Here is a 14726-nt window from a genome sequence, read left to right as displayed (position 1 = left end):
AATCTTTTTACCATCGCTCTAAAAAACCAGCCCTTAAAAAACCAGGCCATAGTCGCCATAAACCTGTGGTTTACCATTTTCCAGAATGGTGTCTGGGGCAGCCGGTCTGGACTGAAGAATTTTACCGGTTAAGAAACGACGCCAGTGTGGGTTCATCACCGCACCGTCCTGCGGGATCGAAAGATTCGATTCGCGGGTTGGTTCAACAATGTAAGCAGTGGCAATAATCACTAATTCCGTTTCCTGTCGTTGATATCGCTCGGAACGGAATAACGCACCCAAGACCGGTATATCACCCAGTAATGGAATTTTGCTGGTTTTGGTGTTGTCTTTTTCATACAACAAACCACCCAGAATAAAACTCTGACCACTGGCTAACTCGACCGTGGTATTAGCCGAACGTTCAGATAACACCACCGGGTTAACAATACCGGGCTGAATATTCGGCGATTCATTGATTTCGCTGACAATCGGGTTCACTTTTAAACTGATGCGTTGTGGCGATAACACCGTTGGCGTCACGTTGAGTTCAACACCAAAATTTTTGTATTCAACATTGGCCTGACCGTTCTCAAGAATGGATACAATCGGAAACTGGCCTCCCGCCAGGAAGCTGGCATTCTCACCGGATAACGAAGTCAGATTGGGTTCAGCAAGAATGCTGATTAAACCCTCTTCTTCCAGTGCTTCCAGAGTGCCGGTAATCTGACCGGCAGTAATATCCAGCGCTTTTAATGGCAAGCCCAACTGTCCCAGGTCTAAGTCAAAACTCAGTCCGGTTTGGGCGCTGCTTACTAATCCATCAAAGCCAAAACGACGTGCGGTATTGCGCTCCATTTCAGCAACACGCACCCTGATATTGACCTGGTTCGGCATATCAATCACCAGTTGATTCACCAGCTCTTTATCCGCTTCCGTTTCATCGCTGGCCGCCAGAAACCCCTGAACCAACTGAATAATCTGGTCGGCTTTTTCTGGCGTATCCACCTGACCAGACACAATTAACCGGCTGGTTGTTGATACCACATCAACATTGGCTTTCGGAAACTGCTGCTCTAACAATCGATTAATACTGGCAACGTCATGCTGTACACGAATATTTTTATGAAAAATAACCCGCTCATTTTTTCCCAGCACATACATACTGGTAACACCAGGACGACGACCAAAAATAAATAACGAGCGCGAGCTCGGTGCCTGATAGCTGGCAATGTTCGGGTCGGCAATAAAGATCGCCCGGGCATCTTCCTTCAGAGTTATCAGCTCACCCTGATTAATCAGCAGCGTTGTTTCTGATGGAGCCGCATCAGCTACCCGTAAAAAGCCGGCGACGAATACACTCAGCAATAGCGTTAGGCAACGCTTTTTAAACCATACTGTTTTAATCATGTTCGACCTTAAACTGCTCAGCCTTTGTCATCATCATTGCTATCGTTATCGTTGGTGTTGTCATCTTCCTGAGAAAACCCCACCACCTGAGTTTGCTGGCCACGCATGAGTACCAGACCGGGCTTGGGCTTCAGTTGGTCAGAAGCTGTATGAATATCGCCCACCCACAATTCCATCTGCTCATTATCTGAGCCGGGCTGACGTTGTGAACGAAGCGTCATCGACAAACTGCCCATGTGAGCCGCCAACGCTAATTGCTGCGCACCCTCAGCCGACACTTCAACCGTGGCCGTTGTTAATTTACGTCCCAACTCCTGTTCCGGATCCGCTAATGAACGACGGTTGATCGCAATCACCCGAACACCGGTTACCAGAGTTTTATTGGTCAGCATGTTGATATCGCCCCCCTGAGCCATGCTCCAGGCGCCCCGGTCGCTGTTGGCATAAAACGTCAGCAATACATCGACATAATCCCCAGGGCCAATTAATCCGGCACCCACCGTCACGTCATTAACCGGAATACTGGCAGCACGCATTCCCGGTGCTAACACTGCGGCTAAAAAACCATGTTGTTCAGGCCGAACCAGCGCATCATAAGGAACCACTGTATTTGCCATTATGCTGTCGATAGCGACACTTCCGGCAAATTGCGACAGCGAATAATCACTCGACGAGATCCAGTTATAACCGCTAACGTCCATCTCACCCCAGGCCAGATCACTTTTATCAATAAACTGGCCTGCGTGAATAACTTTACGGGCAACCAACACCTTTCTTTTTTCAACAACTGGTATTGGTGGTGATGTTTCTGGCGTTGTTTCTGATGCTACGGAAGGTACCGGTTTGACCACCGCGGGTGTTGTTGCCAGGCGCATAAATAAAGCAGCCAGCACCACCAGAACAGCGACCAATAACAAACCAAGAACACGCTGCATTGTCATATTATTACCTTCAGTTTAATCAATGCAGATACACACAACTGTGCAACCAACATGATGGGTAGCAAAGCAAGGCCTCTATCCGATTGCGTCCATTTTCTATGACGCAACACAATAAAAACCACGGCCAGCAATGAATAAACACCCCAGCCAATGCAAAAAATAAAAAGCCATACCGGCCAGCTTTTCAGAGGCAGCCAGGCAAGACATAAAGGAAGCCAACGTCCATCAGAGCCTCCCCATATACCGACACGCCAGAATAAAAAACCCATGACTGCCGCTAACAGCACAGCAGTCAGGTGTTCAATCCCATGAACTGCCATAACCATCGACAATAAAGTCGACATCAGGGCAATGATCCATACGTTATTTTTAACGCGACGAAAAAGAAGATCCTGCATGGTAGCCAGCAATAAGGTGCCAGCGAATACCAACAGAAAAAATTGCAAAAGAATTACTGAGAAGATGACTTCAACTGCTCGGTAATTTTATTAAACGTTTCTTCCAGTGCTGGCATAAAACCACCATCACCAGAAAATAACGCACCAATACCAATAGCAATACTGGCCGCGAGAACACCATATTCAATGGCGGTTACTGCTCGTTCATCCTGCCAGTAATTAACCAACAGAGTTTCGGATTTTTTAATCAGGTTTTTCATAGGATTGTCTCGATACACACTCGCGCCCAAATCGATGCTCACTCAATGGCTGAGAAGCGCCGCGATTATACACGAATGATATAGATTCGCATTATCTTGTAATAAAAAATCAATGAAAGATTGATACAGAACACGCTTCGGATGAGTATCCGAAGCGTGTTTTTAGTTGGTTATTTCACACAGATAAATGGGTAATTATAAAATGGGCGGCCATCACCGTTGTCGGCACGCCAGCTTCCACTGCGATACTGAAGGCGATACACATAGTTAGTGCTGCTTCCCCAAAATTCCTTAAGGCCATAATCCTGAGAAGTATCGAGGAACAGAGCGGTCCCGATATCAGATAAGTCTGGGTTATTCCTGCTTACCATATCAGCACCTAAGGATTCACAATGCGCTAGCGCATCGTTGCGTTTTTTACCGCTGTCAAAACGAAGATAACATCGGCCTTTAACCTCAGCGGCATAATTTCCACCACTGCAAACCGGCCCTACCTGCGCAGTAAAATCAGCATCAGAAGATAATATCGCCCCAGCCTTATTGACACTGCCATTGGCTTTAACGCGCACCTGAACATCACCAGTACTGATATCTTTAATTGAAATACGTTGCGGGTTAGCCGTAGCTGCCTGCCAGGTGCTACCGCCATCCATACTGTACTCATATTTATCCGCTCCGCTAAATCCGGCTACATCATCCCAACCAAAGGTATCCGTGGCATCATCAACCTGAGGGTTGGTTGGCGCTACAACATCGGTTTCTGTAAAGCTTCCTGCCAGCAAAGCCGCGCCAGGAGCGTTGCTATTTTCCGTGGCTTTAACACGTACCTGAACATCACCAGCACTGCGCGCCGCGTAGCCCACTGGCTGCGGATTAGCAGTCACAGCCAGCCAGGTTAAACCTGCATCCAGGCTGTATTCGTATTGATCATTGCCGGCAAACCCACTGACTTCATCCCAGCCAAAGGTATCCGCATCATCATCGACTACCGGATTCGTCGGTGCCGCCGGAACTGTTAGTTCATTACCCGGCGTTGGCTCAAGACATACAAATGGGAAGTTATCAGTCCGATTACGAGAAGAGCTGTCACGCTGCCATTTGCCATTCTCATACTCAAGAGCGTAAGCCCAGCTGCTGCTGCCCTCCTCACGAGTCCAATAGCGATTGCCACTGATTAAGCCCAAAGCAATACCCAATCGTAGGTTATGGTTATCGCCGTTAGCACCGATTAAACTGCCACCGTTTGCTACACAGTAAGCCAATGCATCATTCCAGCTTTTATTATCATCGACACGGCGATAACACTTACCCTGATAATGCACACGCTCACTGCCACAAGTTTCGTCCGTGCGGCTATACGTCAATTGGCTGTGCAATAACATCAGGTTCGCTTTGTTATCCGCATTAGCTCGAACATCATTTTTTATTTCACGAGCATCTGAGTCCGCTGGATTATCGCCAGAATTAGCAAAACGTAATACGTCGACATAATAACTACTGGTTGATTTATCCTCAGCCCAATAATAAGTATGCGCAGCTAAAGACGCTTCGTGTGTCGCAAATACACTGCGATCCAGAGTTTTGTAATCGGTACTGCCGTCGTTAAAGTCTTCCGTTTTAATTAAATCCAGCTGACTGTAATTTGGTATTGCCCAACCATCCTTATCGCTGGCATCCACCGAAATATTAACAGCGCTGTCAGCTGCGGCATCAATACCACACAAGACTGCAGCATTCAGATCAGCACGGCGAGCATGTGCGTCACTGTAGTTTAAATTACGATCTTCAGTAACGGGCAACGTCCAAGTATAAGTCTGAGTAAAATCATCAACAGTAGTCTGCTGCTGCACACAACGCCAGTCATCACCTACAACGGCTAATGTGCCTGCAACCGAACCGTCTTTGGCAATTTTTTGATAGCCATGATTCAGCTTAACCACCACACCTAAGTCGGTAAACTCAGTCGTACGAGTCGTGTTAATTGTTGCAACCTGTGCAGCAATCACGTCGTAATCTGAGCCTAGCGCTGCATACAGCTGGGTTAATACCGAACCACTCTGAATGCCTTTAAACAACAATTGAGCCTTGTCTTCATCGCTGATTGGTGACAACCCGTCTAAAACAACGTACAGCTCATCCAACCAGGTTTTTAATGCCTCGGCATCGGCTTTTAGAGCGGCCTTCAATACAGGCACATCAGCTTCCAGTGCTAAAACATCAGCCAGGCGATCAGCTGTTTGCTGGCCAACATACAGTGCATTAAACTGAGTGCGAGCAGCAATAACCAGAGGCTCAAATTCAGTAACTGCTTTTTGACGATTAGTAATTAACTTCGCCAGGTTATCGAATTTTGCAAACTCATTAGCCAATGTAGCTACATCGGTCGCCAATGTGTCATCGACTTCATTGCTATCAAAGTCAGATTTCAACTGAGCAATATCGGCACTTTTTGTCTCCGCCTCAGTAACCTTGGCATCCAGCGCCAAACCACTGGCAATATCATCACGAACCAACATCAGATGGGTTTTATTCGGCGAGCTATATCCACTGCCAACATAGTCACTCTGACGACGCAATGCCATCGAACGCTTATCCTTCAACCATACATAGTCAAAGTAATAACGATTAAAGTTTGTATATTCGCCCAGCTGACCGATTTTAAAATGAGCATCGCTGTGAACAGGTTTTAAAGTAATAACCTCTTTAGCGGTAGGCAGTCGCCAGTCACTGAAGCCACAAGTATTTGCAGTATTAATAGCGTTCAAACGGGTATCAACGTCGGCAGAAGACACATCAAACGCATTGCCCTGAGTATTCAACCAGTGGCGACGACCACCCGCGTCATCATCACGAACACACACCCAATCACTGGCATCAACCGCCAGCTCAGTAGCATCCGCAGCTAACTTAGTGAAGCGATTCTGGCGCACAGCACGCAGAGCGAAATAAGGCCCGCCTCCCGGTGTGTCAGTAAAAATATGTTCATCTGCCGCTGCGGTTGCATGCAGGTATTTTTTGTAGTCACCCAAATTGGTGGATGGATCGCCGTAACGATCTAACGTTCGATCACTGGTCCAGAAATAAGGGTTAACCAAATAAGGGTAATAATTGGCATTAATCGGATCACCCCACTGGTCAGTACGATTAGTCACCTGAGTTTCCAATGCCGCAAAGTTTTTAAACACTGTGCGATCCAGGGACTTCACATCAGAATCAGCTGCAACTTTTTTACTATTTAATAGCTGCATTTGTGCAACGCTTGGTACAGTCCAATCGTTATGGCCGCAATAATTCATGGTATTAAGAAGCTCAACATAAGCCTCAACCTGATTACTACTGATATTACGAGTGCTTAAGCCATTGGCTTCTTTAAACTCCTGACTGTAGCTGTACCCCGGGAAGCTCCAGCTGTAGTCCCAGAATAAGTCGGTATCATTTTTCCCTGCGGGCACATAGCTGCCTAAATCTTTCCATGTTGCATTGGCAGGAATTAATAACATCCAGGTATTACGATCATTGATATCAACCGCTTTGCCATCAATCATATTCTGCGTAACACAAGCGTATTCTGTGGCATCCCCCGCCAACACAGCGCCAGTAACACTCAGCTTAGTAAATTCAGTGACTTCCTGATCATCACAAGCACTGCCGTAGCCGTCGCCATCCAGGTCTTCCTGACCCGGGTTTGGTTTCAACAAGCAATTATCAATGGAGTCATCAACATTATCGCCATCAGCATCGGCATCGCATACATCTCCCATACCGTCACTATCAAAATCTTTTTGATCTGCATTGGCATTAACCGGACAGTTATCAAGATCATTTAAGACACCGTCATTATCTTTATCGGTATCACAAACATCCCCCATACCATCATTATCAAGATCTTCCTGACCTGGGTTAGCCATAATCGGGCAGTTATCAACATCATTTAATTTGCTGTCATTGTCTTTATCACTGTCACAAGCGTCACCACTGCCGTCACCATCGGTATCCAGCTGATCGCTATTGGCGATTAAAGGACAATTATCAAGATCATCAGATTTTGAGTCGTTATCATCATCGGCATCACAAACATCGCCCTGACCATCCGAATCGGTATCCGTTTGATCCTGACTGGCAACAGCTGGGCAGTTATCAATCACATTGGCAATACCGTCGCCGTCAGCATCAAGGTTATTAAATTCTCCATCTTTTTTGACCTGCTCAATACGGGCGGCAGACAGAGCAACATTGCTGTCTTTTTGCCAGGCAGCAATCAACTCCGTCGTGGTCATATCAGGATTGCCAACAAGAATATTTGCACCACTGGCCAGTGCTTCTAACGAGAGCTGGTGCCAGGAGATAAACTCAATAACGCCCTGATCATCTTGCGGACTGACTTCATCCAACGCCAATGCTTGTTGATTGATTTTTTGAATCATCGCAACCGTCATCACCGCTAAGCGCTGCATGGTTTTATTATCTGCGGCAATATAGTCCATCGTCAGATCGGTATCGGCAGGCAACTTCAGCTTGTCACGCAAATCCGCATCCACCGCTTCAGGCTTCGCGCCAGCTTCCTGTAAAGCCAACATCAAGGTAGAAAACGGGGTAATATGCTTACCTTGCTCTGCGACACCACGAAGAACATAACCAACAGAAACCAACTCACCATTATCTTTTGTTTCATTGGCGCGAATTTCTGCCAGAACAACTTTGCCAGTAAATTTTTCCAGCTTAAAATCACCCTGAGCATTAGTTCGCTCAGTCGGTTCATTTGAATCACAACGGTAGTTGTTGTTCTCATCCAGACAAACGAGTGCATTTTCCAGATAACCGTCAATGACTTTTGCCGTTGCTTCCGGCACTGTTGGCTTCGGCTCATCCGGGTCAGCCGGCGAAGGGTTTGTCGGCTCAGATCCTGGATTTTCCGGGTTGGTTGGCTTATTGCCATCATCCGCTGTTTTGGAACCGGAACTACCTCCCGAACCGCCACAGGCGACCAGAGCACCGATTAAAAAAATCAGCGCTCCATTCTTCCAAATGTTCATATTACTTCTCCGAATTTATATTGTGTTTGTCCGGTATTCTCCGGGCATTTCCCAAGCTTTTTTAATTATTATGAAATCGTTATTGGCTCGCTTTAATCTGGACATCAAATGCCTTTTTCCAGCGAACTGCGTCACCGCGATACGTGGTATTAATCGTTGCGGTAATGGTTCCGGTCTCAGCTACAGGATTCGGATCAACGGAACCTGGGCTGGTACTGTATTTAATTTGCTGTAATGTGCCCGACCAACTGACTGTCAGACTGGTGCCAGGAACATTGACGGGAAGATTCAGGTTTTCAGACACCTGAGATAAATTGCCATTACCTGCAGCAATTCGGGCAGCGGTCAGATAAATTTCAGCGCGCTGTAATGGACTAATGACAGAACGATGGAGCTGATAGCGAGAGAAGCCTGCACTGTTTTTTACAACCAGGTCACTGGCTTCCCAAACTACTTTTTCGACGTCTTTTATTTGACCAACTACTTTATGATCAGACCATTGATGAATGGTTAACAGCGTGCCATTTTGGCGAGCATAATATTGCTGATTATCGCTGACGGAGACCAACGAGCCATTGGCGACAGTGGAGCTTAAATCGCCGGATTCAAGCAAGGTTGGAGAAGATGACACCCGAACATCCCAGCGCTGCCACTGATGATCTGACACCAGCAGAACTTCCTTACCTTCGTTTAGCCATAAGGCGTCCTTTAATTCAGCTCCGGAAAAACCAAAACCAGACAACACCAGCATATCCTGCAAACGAACCAGATAAATATCGGAACCCGATTGCTCAGCCACAATCGCCAACTCGTCATCAGGATCCGGCAAAGAGAAAAGCAGCTTCGAAGAGAGCGTCAGATAATGATTATTGGCCTCACGCAAGGTATCGGAAGACACCCAATAAAGACGTTTAGCCTGTTCATCCACTGCGAGAATATTGCCTCCATCAACAGCCACATTAACGGCTGATAAAGCCGGATGATTACAACCACTGACAGCCTGAGCACCCGCATCGCTGTAGATATTGATTTTAAAAATACCGTAATCTGTTTCAGACAGGTTACAGGCTCGCAAATTAGCCCCATCACTATTTTCTTTTTGCGTAACAACATACACATTGGCAAAGTTATCGCTAAATCCTACGTCAGATATGCGGCCTTTTGGGTCGAGTTCGCGATCAACCGGAGCCGGAGTAACTGGCGGGGTTGTTGGAGGTGGAGTTGTTGGAGGCGTGACAGGCGGAGTTGGCTTGGGTGGCGTAGGCGGAGTGACATTGGTTGCCGAGGCAAAGACATCAACACGGCCGTCAACTTGCAATTGAGAAACCATAGCCGGTTGCTTTTGCGCCGAACCTGACACAGATTCTTTACCCGCTACCAGTTTTTTATTCTCAGTTAAATTAAAACCATTACGGCTGTTGTAAATACGTAAATAATTGTCTTCAGTTGCAACTAATAATTGCTGACGGCGAGCAGAATATTTCCAACTACTAACAGGCTCTGTGATGTTAACCTGGGCCAATAATTCCAGTGCAGCAGGACTTTCAACAACCCGATCGGAGTCCAGCTCAGCATTAAGATCACGCTTGGCCAGAATACTTTCAAGCTGCGCAGCAATCGCAAGTTTAGGATCTTCAACTTTTTGCATTGCAGCCATCAGCTGCTTTCTCACCGCAGCTTCCTGATCAACATAACTCTGTGAGCTACTATCCCAGTTAATGGCTAATTTATCAGACAGATAATTTTTTGCCTGCTCACTGTCCTCAACAAATGGGTTACCCGACACCTCACCCCATGCCAGAGAGGTCATGGCATCGACATAAGCGCTATCCTGCGGAGCCAGCAGAACAGATAATTGTTTTCCCGATGCCGCATCAACCTGCTCAAGAATTTTTGCTGCACTGGCGGAGGTGTTCACTGTTTGCGTTAGCTGGCCAGCAGCTTTAGTCACAACACTGCTATTTTCTCCGCGATCGCAGCTGAGATTATCATTCCAATCGATGCATTCACGCTCAACCAGGTGCTCCCCCAGGCTTTCAGATTTATTGTCGCCACCACAAGCGGTCAGTAACAATGGCAATAATGCCAGAGCAGAAAAATTGTACTTCAACACTACGAGTCAACCTATCAATTGCAAATAACATTCTTTATCATTAACATTTAAACAGTAATGAATAGAAGTGTAAATAACAAATGAGAAGTATTATCAACCCCATATCTTTGGCCATCCTCCTAGCTGCCTGCGGCGGAGGTGGTAGTGGCAGCTCCACTAATTCAAATGACAACGAACGCCCAACAAGCGGACAGATAGACACTTCTCAGCCAGGTTCACCAGCTACACCGGGGCAGCCTCAGCAACCTACGCTGCCACCTCAACCCACAGCCGACAACGCCACCATCAATGCAATGGACGTTAAAAACTGGCCCCAAATTTCGCTACCGGCCGGAGCAACAGCTTCATTGGTTGACGTTGATATGCTTGGGCAAACCATCCTGGCCACGTTTTCATGCAATCAAGCGTTGTTAGGTTCATGCGCCAATGCCGCTGTGTTAATCAATGGCCTGGATGATTCAGCACAAGTCGGCACTGCTACCATGGCTGGCAATTCGGTCTCCCCTCATAACGTCGTGGCGCTTGATGACGACGAAGACGACGAAGACGACGAAGACGAAGAAGACGAAGAAGACGACGAAGACGAAGAAGACGAAGAAGACGAAGAAGACGAAGAAGACGAAGAAGACGAAGAAGACGAAGAAGACGAAGAAGACGAAGAAGACGAAGAAGACGAAGAAGACGAAGAAGACGAAGAAGACGAAGAAGACGATGATGACGACGACTACGGCAGCGGCGATACTCCAGCCCCTCTGACCCAGGGCTTCTTAGACACCAACAACAACACCGTCTGGTTTGTGTCACCGTATTACACCGATTCCACCAGCACCAAACACGGTGTTTTAATGGCAAACCACAGCCTTATCCAAAGTAATACCAACATCTACACCAGCCTGACAAACGCTCCGGACAACAGCACCGGATATATTCAATCAGTCATCCAGAGCCAGGACGGCCAACAACTGGTAGGGTTTCAGATTTATCAAAACACGGTTTCCCTGACCCGTATTGACGGTAATACCGCCACCATTTCAGCCCTGGTTGATACCACCCTGAGTGCTACCGATGCATTACTGGATTGGACTTTCACCAATAACGGCATGCATATCGCCATGGTGATGAACAGTGGCCAGATTCATCTTTTCGATAGCTCAAACCTGACGCTACTATCAAGCTACAAACAGGATGGAGCAAGCAGCCTGACCTTCTTTGATCAGGACAAAAAATTAGCCGTCGCACACGGAAATCAGGTTTCAGTATTCGCTAACAGCGATTGGAGTCAGGCAATATCCAACCCAACTTCCAGCATTCAGTACAGCGATACCGTCACTCATATTGAAAGCCATCCGCAGCGAGGCTTATTGAGCATTCTGCATGGCAACGAACTGACCATCCTGCACAATACGGATACCAGTAAGGTGGCTGACAACTTTACAACCTCAACCACATTTAATGGCATGGCAACCACTAAAGATGCCTTAATTATGTATAACGGTAGCCAATATCAGGTTGTTAATTATTAAGACCCTTTAAATATCAGCTTAGAAAACCGACATAAAAAAACCTTTCCGGCTTTAACCGGAAAGGTTTTTTTATGCATTATTTTAGAATATCAATTCAGCGCTTAAAGGTAATTCCGGCGGCAACCCAGCTGGCTGAGAAGTCAGTGGAGTGGTCATACTCGCCTACTTGTGCATTTAAGGTAATTCCTTTAACCACCTCATAGGCTGCACCCAATTCAAATGTCTGAGCACTGAATTCACCCATACGATGATCCGAACTACCATAGCCCTGAATCGAAAACTCAGGTCTTGCACTTTCAGGGTCTTTATAAAAATCGGCTTCGCTCTGGTTGTAATAACGCCAGACCAGACTTAACGTCAGATCATCTATCGGAGTTAAATACTGCTTAAAATCAAGCGTATGAGATTGTATGCCCCAATCGTCCTGAAATAAGCGGTAGCCGCTGTGCGTCGCATAATAGCTGCGCCATTGCATCATCCATTTTAATGAAGCGCCTGCTGCACGTCGTAAATCAGGACGGTGCTCAGCCGACAATAACGTTTCAAAAACGCCATCACCATCAATATCGCCCTGGCGCAGAATCGTCTGATAATGATTGGTTAAATAGCCACTATCCCGCAATAAGAAGACGTTACCACTTAATACACTTCGGGTCGAAACAACCTGCCCCAACCCCACTTCAAGGTTAAATGCCTTTAAATCTTCCCAGTGCGTATCGAAATAGGCATCAAACACCTTCGACTGGTTTGCCTGCAAGGAAGCACCAATCGTCACACTGGTATTTTTACTGGAATCAGTAAACCATAAATAAGAAGCGGATAACGCACGACTCAAATAATCAGGCTCTGAAGAATAATCAGCACCCACATAAAGTTCATTTCGTTGTTTATCTCGCGTTAACCAACCCGCCCCTGCAGACACACGGCGTTCATCTGGCACCGCCACATTACGAACTTCATAACCCGCGGGGTCGTAACCATATATCGGAGAGCCGGAAATCTGATTAATATCTTCAAAATTATCCGGGCGCTCTAACGTTACTTTTGGCTGCCAGGCAGGGGAAGCGCCGGAAATGGTATCCAATCCGGCATTAACCGTTATCTGATTATCAACATCCGGATTCAGCTCGGCAGACAACACCCAATCATCAACTTTTATTCGTTGATCACTTTCTTCGTACTGAAGATTTTGCAGCGATACCTTATCTTCAGCAACCGCCATAGACGCCGCCGCTGCCAGCAAGGATAAAGAAGTTATTTTTTTCATTACCAAGGCCTCAGTTACAACCACAACCGCCACCGGCCACACCGGTACCGCCACGACTGCCTTCTTTTGAGGTATAAACTTTCAGACTGAATTTTTCAGATCCCGGAATCGGGCCTGCCGCTTTCATCGTATCCCGAGCCAGGATTGATTTTTGCCACGGACGAACCTTTTCAATCGTGAAGAAGTCTTTAATCTGACTCCATACATCACTGTGATCCGCGTCTTTTTTAGCACTTGATGGCGCTTTCACAGCCACGATATCAACTGGCTTACCCGAGCGGACACTTGCGGGTGAATTTACTGGTTTTTCTTCAGAACCAGCCGACAGTGGCTCGTCAATTGACACCTTCACTGCCATTGAAGACTGAAAGGCATCATTCGGTTTTTCATACGTTGTAGATGAACACCCTGACATAAAAAGCCCTGTACACAAAAGGCCTATACCCATAAGGCCAGAGATGGGCTGTAAGCTAAGTGCTTCTTTCATTAGCGATAACCCAGCTTATTCAGATCGTCACGAATAACAGCAGAGATGTTGGCAACAGCACCCAGATGCATCGCTTTTACCTTGCCTTGATGCAAATAATACAAAGCAGGCATCCCTAAAGGCCCAAAAGCTTCGATCAGGCTTTGCTCGGTATCCATCACAACCCGGAAATTCAACCCACCGGTGGCATCAAATGACTGAATATATTCAAGCCCTTCCTGTACTTCTTCGTCGACATTAATACCAATTACATCAACCTGTGCGGAATCTAACTGTGGCGTCAGCGCAGAAACTTCGGGTAATTCAACACGACAGGAAACACACCAGGACGCAAAAAAATCGATAATGGTAATTTTATTTTCATCCAGTTCCAGAACACTGGCGACTTCAGGCGGAACATCATCGTTGATTTCCAGAGCATTAATCGTGAATGAGCTGAACAAAATACATAATACAAACAGGCGGGATAACATCGAGGACTCCATCATATTCTCTCGCTCGCGATAATAATGATTATGAGAAACATTATCAATAAGTAACAGTGCTTCTGACAACGCGGGATGGCACATTACACCCTCTGAATTCTTGCGCAGATCTTTAAACTCGCTATTAACTAATTCGAGGGCATACAATGATTACTCTGCACCACCTTAATAACTCACGCTCACAACGCATTATCTGGCTATTAGAAGAACTGGGACTGGATTATCAGATCAAGACCTACCAACGCGACGCCAAGACTTCATTGGCTCCCAAAGAACTTGAGCAAATACACCCGCTGGGCAAATCACCGGTGATCACCCACAATGATGAAGTCATCGCCGAATCCGGGCTGATTATCGAGTACCTGGCCAGCCTGACCGACAATCACTTCGAGCCGGATAAAACGGACGCCGATTATTGGCAAAATAAATACTGGCTGCATTACAGTGAAGGCTCATTAATGCCACTGATGGTAATGGCTTTATTGTTTGAAAAAATGCGTACCGCACCCATGCCTTTTTTCATCAAGCCTATTGCCCGCACTTTAGCCAACAAAGTAGAAGCTGCCTATTCTGGCCCCAATCTGATTAAACACCTGAACTACATTGAAAAACACCTGGCCAGTCATACCTGGTTTTGTGGCGATGCAATCCGCTCGGCCGATTTTCAGATGATCTTCCCGTTAGAAGCGGCCTTAGCCCGTACAACGATGAATGACTACCCGAATATTCGTCGCTATGTAAAACAAATACACGCTTTAAAAACGTATCAAACGGCGCTACAAAAAGGCGGCCCTTACGATTACGCATCGTAAAAGACCGATCCGGGGGAC

At 46.6% G+C, this 14726-nt stretch carries 11 protein-coding genes; 2 read left to right on the top strand and 9 right to left on the bottom strand.

Features of this window, described 5'->3' with window-relative positions:
- Positions 1-33 precede the first annotated feature (33 nt).
- The 6 genes from KFF03_RS06575 to KFF03_RS06550 form a co-directional block, all read right to left on the bottom strand.
- Positions 34-1389 carry a type II and III secretion system protein family protein gene (locus KFF03_RS06575; RefSeq protein ID WP_255859955.1) on the bottom strand — a complete coding sequence of 452 codons (1356 nt, stop codon included), beginning with the start codon at positions 1387-1389 and terminating at the stop codon, positions 34-36.
- Between the two features lie 17 nt (positions 1390-1406).
- Positions 1407-2330, bottom strand: coding sequence for a Flp pilus assembly protein CpaB (gene cpaB, locus KFF03_RS06570; protein ID WP_255859954.1), 924 nt, complete (start codon positions 2328-2330; stop codon positions 1407-1409).
- Positions 2327-2761, bottom strand: a complete 435-nt coding sequence (locus KFF03_RS06565; RefSeq protein ID WP_370647474.1) for a prepilin peptidase — start codon at positions 2759-2761, stop codon at positions 2327-2329. The genes cpaB and KFF03_RS06565 overlap by 4 nt, the downstream gene beginning before the upstream one ends.
- Before the next feature lie 20 nt (positions 2762-2781).
- Positions 2782-2988, bottom strand: a complete 207-nt coding sequence (locus KFF03_RS06560) for a Flp family type IVb pilin (RefSeq protein ID WP_255859947.1) — start codon at positions 2986-2988, stop codon at positions 2782-2784.
- A 170-nt stretch (positions 2989-3158) separates the two neighbouring features.
- Positions 3159-8021, bottom strand: coding sequence for a thrombospondin type 3 repeat-containing protein (locus KFF03_RS06555; protein ID WP_255859942.1), 4863 nt, complete (start codon positions 8019-8021; stop codon positions 3159-3161).
- Positions 8022-8100: 79 nt separating this feature from the next.
- The gene (locus KFF03_RS06550) at positions 8101-10134 is read right to left on the bottom strand and encodes a hypothetical protein (RefSeq protein WP_255859923.1); all 2034 of its coding nucleotides are present in this window, start codon (positions 10132-10134) and stop codon (positions 8101-8103) included.
- 80 nt (positions 10135-10214) lie between these two features.
- Between KFF03_RS06550 and KFF03_RS17675 the strand changes: the two genes are divergently transcribed.
- Entirely contained in the window at positions 10215-11657 is a 1443-nt protein-coding gene (locus KFF03_RS17675; protein WP_304941524.1) for a hypothetical protein, read from the top strand.
- 94 nt (positions 11658-11751) lie between these two features.
- On the opposite strand, the gene KFF03_RS06540 is transcribed toward KFF03_RS17675, so the two are convergent.
- The 3 genes from KFF03_RS06540 to KFF03_RS06530 all read right to left on the bottom strand — a co-directional run bounded on the left by KFF03_RS06540 (position 11752) and on the right by KFF03_RS06530 (position 13899).
- Positions 11752-12924 carry a DUF3570 domain-containing protein gene (locus KFF03_RS06540; RefSeq protein ID WP_255859922.1) on the bottom strand — a complete coding sequence of 391 codons (1173 nt, stop codon included), beginning with the start codon at positions 12922-12924 and terminating at the stop codon, positions 11752-11754.
- Positions 12925-12934: 10 nt separating this feature from the next.
- Positions 12935-13270 carry a DUF4266 domain-containing protein gene (locus tag KFF03_RS06535; RefSeq protein ID WP_255859920.1) on the bottom strand — a complete coding sequence of 112 codons (336 nt, stop codon included), beginning with the start codon at positions 13268-13270 and terminating at the stop codon, positions 12935-12937.
- 140 nt (positions 13271-13410) lie between these two features.
- Positions 13411-13899, bottom strand: a complete 489-nt coding sequence (locus tag KFF03_RS06530) for a TlpA disulfide reductase family protein (protein WP_255859918.1) — start codon at positions 13897-13899, stop codon at positions 13411-13413.
- A 143-nt stretch (positions 13900-14042) separates the two neighbouring features.
- Between KFF03_RS06530 and KFF03_RS06525 the strand changes: the two genes are divergently transcribed.
- Positions 14043-14708 (top strand): glutathione S-transferase, encoded by a 666-nt coding sequence (locus tag KFF03_RS06525; protein ID WP_255859917.1) that lies wholly within the window; start codon positions 14043-14045, stop codon positions 14706-14708.
- Positions 14709-14726 lie beyond the last annotated feature (18 nt).

It is taken from the genome of Bacterioplanoides sp. SCSIO 12839, from assembly GCF_024397975.1.
Lineage (GTDB): Bacteria > Pseudomonadota > Gammaproteobacteria > Pseudomonadales > Oceanobacteraceae > Bacterioplanoides.
Note: the sequence above shows the minus strand (reverse complement) of the source record. Positions and strands in the feature narration are given on the sequence as shown.

Coding starts and splice junctions, on each gene's coding strand:
- KFF03_RS06560 (WP_255859947.1), bottom strand. CDS start 2,988: ATGAAAAACCTGATTAAAAAATCCGAAACTCTGTTGGTTAATTACTGG.
- cpaB (WP_255859954.1), bottom strand. CDS start 2,330: ATGACAATGCAGCGTGTTCTTGGTTTGTTATTGGTCGCTGTTCTGGTG.
- KFF03_RS17675 (WP_304941524.1), top strand. CDS start 10,215: ATGAGAAGTATTATCAACCCCATATCTTTGGCCATCCTCCTAGCTGCC.
- KFF03_RS06555 (WP_255859942.1), bottom strand. CDS start 8,021: ATGAACATTTGGAAGAATGGAGCGCTGATTTTTTTAATCGGTGCTCTG.
- KFF03_RS06575 (WP_255859955.1), bottom strand. CDS start 1,389: ATGATTAAAACAGTATGGTTTAAAAAGCGTTGCCTAACGCTATTGCTG.
- KFF03_RS06530 (WP_255859918.1), bottom strand. CDS start 13,899: ATGATGGAGTCCTCGATGTTATCCCGCCTGTTTGTATTATGTATTTTG.
- KFF03_RS06540 (WP_255859922.1), bottom strand. CDS start 12,924: ATGAAAAAAATAACTTCTTTATCCTTGCTGGCAGCGGCGGCGTCTATG.
- KFF03_RS06525 (WP_255859917.1), top strand. CDS start 14,043: ATGATTACTCTGCACCACCTTAATAACTCACGCTCACAACGCATTATC.